Origin of the sequence: Aeromonas sp. QDB56 (assembly GCF_027705505.1) — a bacterium.
Lineage (GTDB): Bacteria > Pseudomonadota > Gammaproteobacteria > Enterobacterales > Aeromonadaceae > Aeromonas > Aeromonas caviae.
Window position 1 is genome coordinate 1 of the sequence record NZ_JAPDBZ010000231.1, and the last position, 2,892, is coordinate 2,892.

The 2,892-nt window shown below is 54.4% G+C and carries 3 protein-coding genes and 1 pseudogene; 2 read left to right on the top strand and 2 right to left on the bottom strand.

The genetic code is table 11. The annotated features are described in order from the left end of the window. Positions 1 to 58: 58 nt before the first annotated feature. A pseudogene (locus OKB81_RS19875) lies at positions 59 to 376 on the bottom strand (Y-family DNA polymerase); the annotation flags it as partial. Continuing rightward, positions 357 to 800, bottom strand: coding sequence for a translesion error-prone DNA polymerase V autoproteolytic subunit (umuD, locus tag OKB81_RS19880; RefSeq protein WP_069785121.1), 444 nt, complete (start codon positions 798 to 800; stop codon positions 357 to 359). The pseudogene OKB81_RS19875 and the gene umuD, both read right to left, overlap by 20 nt. A 536-nt stretch (positions 801 to 1,336) precedes the next feature. Between umuD and OKB81_RS19885 the strand changes: the two genes are divergently transcribed. Next, positions 1,337 to 1,561: a hypothetical protein gene (locus tag OKB81_RS19885; protein WP_139127925.1), complete on the top strand. Its 225-nt coding sequence runs from the start codon at positions 1,337 to 1,339 to the stop codon at positions 1,559 to 1,561. Positions 1,562 to 1,684: 123 nt separating this feature from the next. After that, a complete protein-coding gene (locus OKB81_RS19890; protein WP_270805407.1) occupies positions 1,685 to 2,866 on the top strand; it encodes an ADP-ribosylglycohydrolase family protein in 1,182 nt (393 codons plus the stop codon). Positions 2,867 to 2,892 lie beyond the last annotated feature (26 nt).

The window sequence follows — 2,892 nt, forward strand, 5'->3', positions numbered from 1 at the left end:
CTGGGACGCTTAACAATGTCCATAGATAGAACTCAATAGCTTAGGCGTCCGCACTATACAACTTACTCTTATCGATGGAGTAGACCTCCAGCTCAGGGGCCATGGTCTCCAGCGTGCTCATCACCCGGCTCGACATATCACCATAGAGGGCATAATTGGAGCTGAACGCCACCCCGCCATGCGCCTCAAACGGCTCGCGTATCTGAAAGTAGGGCACCCCCATCTTGATGCCCATCGCCTTGGCTTCGTAAGAGCGAGACACCACGCAGCCATCGTTGTTGGAGAGCACCACCAGTGGTCGCCCACGCAGCTCGGGGCGAAACAGCCGCTCACAACTGGCGTAGAAGTTATTAACATCAACCAGCGCAATGGCCATCACGCTGCCTCAAATTACCGATCACATGGGTCACCACCCCGAACAGCTCAAACCCTTGCTCGGCATCCACCGCCAGCGGGGCAAAGGCTGGGTTGGCGGGCAGCAACGCGAGCCGGGGGGTGAGTTGCAAGATCTTCACCGTAAAGCCGCCATCGAGCAGTGCAATCACCACGTCACCGTGGCGGGCGGTCAGGCTCTTATCGACCACCAACACATCACCGGGAAAGATACCGACCCCGGTCATGCTCTCCCCCTCGGCACGCAGGTAGAAGGTGGCGGCCGGATGGCTGATGCAGTGACGATTGAGATCGAGACTGCCTTCCAGATAGTCGCTGGCGGGGCTGGGAAAGCCGCAAGAGGCCCGCTGCAAGAACAGCGGCATGGCCACCTCAGTGGCTGAAAGGTCTGGGGTGAGTAGGTTCATCATGCTGCAAGGCTGTATATCCATACAGCCATTATAAAACCCAATGTTTGCATCAACGCAAGTTTTGGTTGGCCAGGATCGCGTAGCATGGCCTCAATCGGTAACAACATGGTCAATGGAAGATGACGAGACGAAGGAAATATATCTGCCCGGCCTGCAGGCAAAAGAGTGGTGTTGATATCGTCTATGGCATGCCGTCTGAAGAATTGGTCGCGATGAGCGATCGCCGTGAAGTGGCATTGGGGGGCTGCTACATTGAGATCGGCTACTCGATGGAGCGGTGTTGCACCCTCTGTCAGCATGAGTGGCGCATTAAACGTAGAAAACCGACTGCGCAAACGGAGTAACCCACCGCCAGTGGGAAGGGGCGTGGGTGGCTAGCCCCTGCAACCCGGTTTTGCGGCAACGGGCTGCAACATGCTCGCAGCAGAGCCGCGAACATCTGCCTGAAAATGGTACATGTGCAAAACCTCAGTATCGGAGCAGGGCGGCGAACACAGTACCCTTAACTAGGTACACATCAGAGGAAACCGGCGATGGACCGCAGACGACAGCATCGAGATCAGGTTCACCTTGGCCGACAGTCACCACGAGCGAGGTGGCGTGGGTTAGCCCTGTTCGGTGTGCTGGCGGGCTGGTTGTTTGCTCATCCTGCGCAAGCGGCCAACTGCACCTATCGGCAAGATGCATTGGGCCATACCCGCTACCGGTGTGACGATGGCAAACAGGGCACCCTGCGTGAGGATGCGCTCGGCTGTTAATCAGCAGGTTGCAAGGGGATGCTACTCCTTCTTTTATAGGGCTTTTCTGCATCATTCGCTCGCAACAGTCTTCAGTCTTGCCGGAGCGTTGGTGCATATATCTCTTCCATGGACATTACACGTATGAAAAACAGACAGAGTGCCGCCAAGGGATGTCTGCTTGGCCTCGCTATTGGCGATGCATTGGGTACAACCCTAGAGTTTGCTCCCCGTGATAGTTACACGGCATTGACAGATATGATCGGGGGGGGGCCATTTAAGCTCGAAGCTGGTCAATGGACCGATGATACCAGCATGGCCTTGTGTTTGGCTGACAGCCTGTTGGCATGTCATCGACATGATCCACTCGATCAGTTAGCTCGCTATCAACGTTGGTATCGGCAGGGTGAAAACTCAGTGACAGGTTATTGCTTTGACATTGGTAGTACCGTCAGAAGGGCACTACGCCAGTATGGTCATAGTGGCGACCCTTATCCTGGCAGTGAAGATGCCATGAGTGCAGGAAACGGCAGCTTGATGCGATTAGCGCCCATTGTGCTCTTTTACAGTCAGCATAGGGTGCAAAAAAGAGAGAATGCTCTGCAATATCTCTTGAATATGGTTGCACTGAGTTCTCGTACTACCCATGGTGAGGCTCGGGCCGTTGCGGCGTGTCAGTTGATGGCACTGTTTATTGATAAGGCGTTGCTCATCGATCCCTCCCAAGATGCTGGCAAAGATGCGGTTCTGAAACTGACAGAGTCTGAGTTGAGTGCGTTGGGAGTATTGCCGGAGGAGATAGACGCGATCGCGTGTGGAACTTATCGCCACAAGACTCGTCACGAGATTTCCAGTAGTGGTTATGTTGTGCACAGCCTGGAGGCGGCACTATGGAGTTTCTGGCATAGCACTACATTTGCCGAAGGTGCTTTGCTGGCTGCCAATCTAGGGGATGATGCCGACACTGTGGCTGCTATCTATGGCCAACTGGCCGGTGCCTATTATGGCGAAGAAGGGATCCCGGCTAGTTGGCGTGAGCGTTTAGCCTGGTATGACAAGATTTCTGATATGGCACTGACGCTACATGACGCAAATACCTGTCGCTTGCCTCAGGACTGCGAATTGGCCGAACTGGTTATACGTATGCAAGGTGTGGTGGAGCAGAGTGAGGATGAGCAGACGTTGGTGCTTGCTTCTGCCTGCTATGAGCTGGGAATCATGCAGCCAACTGGTTTGGATTGGCCGCAAGCCAGCGTTGTAATGGCACCGCAGTCATCCCTCATGTACAGAACCTTAAGCGGCAAGCGAATTAATAATACCGTCTAACGTGTTGTTTTGCTTGGATTTTCTCT

Coding starts and splice junctions, on each gene's coding strand:
- umuD (WP_069785121.1), bottom strand. CDS start 800: ATGAACCTACTCACCCCAGACCTTTCAGCCACTGAGGTGGCCATGCCG.
- OKB81_RS19890 (WP_270805407.1), top strand. CDS start 1,685: ATGAAAAACAGACAGAGTGCCGCCAAGGGATGTCTGCTTGGCCTCGCT.
- OKB81_RS19885 (WP_139127925.1), top strand. CDS start 1,337: ATGGACCGCAGACGACAGCATCGAGATCAGGTTCACCTTGGCCGACAG.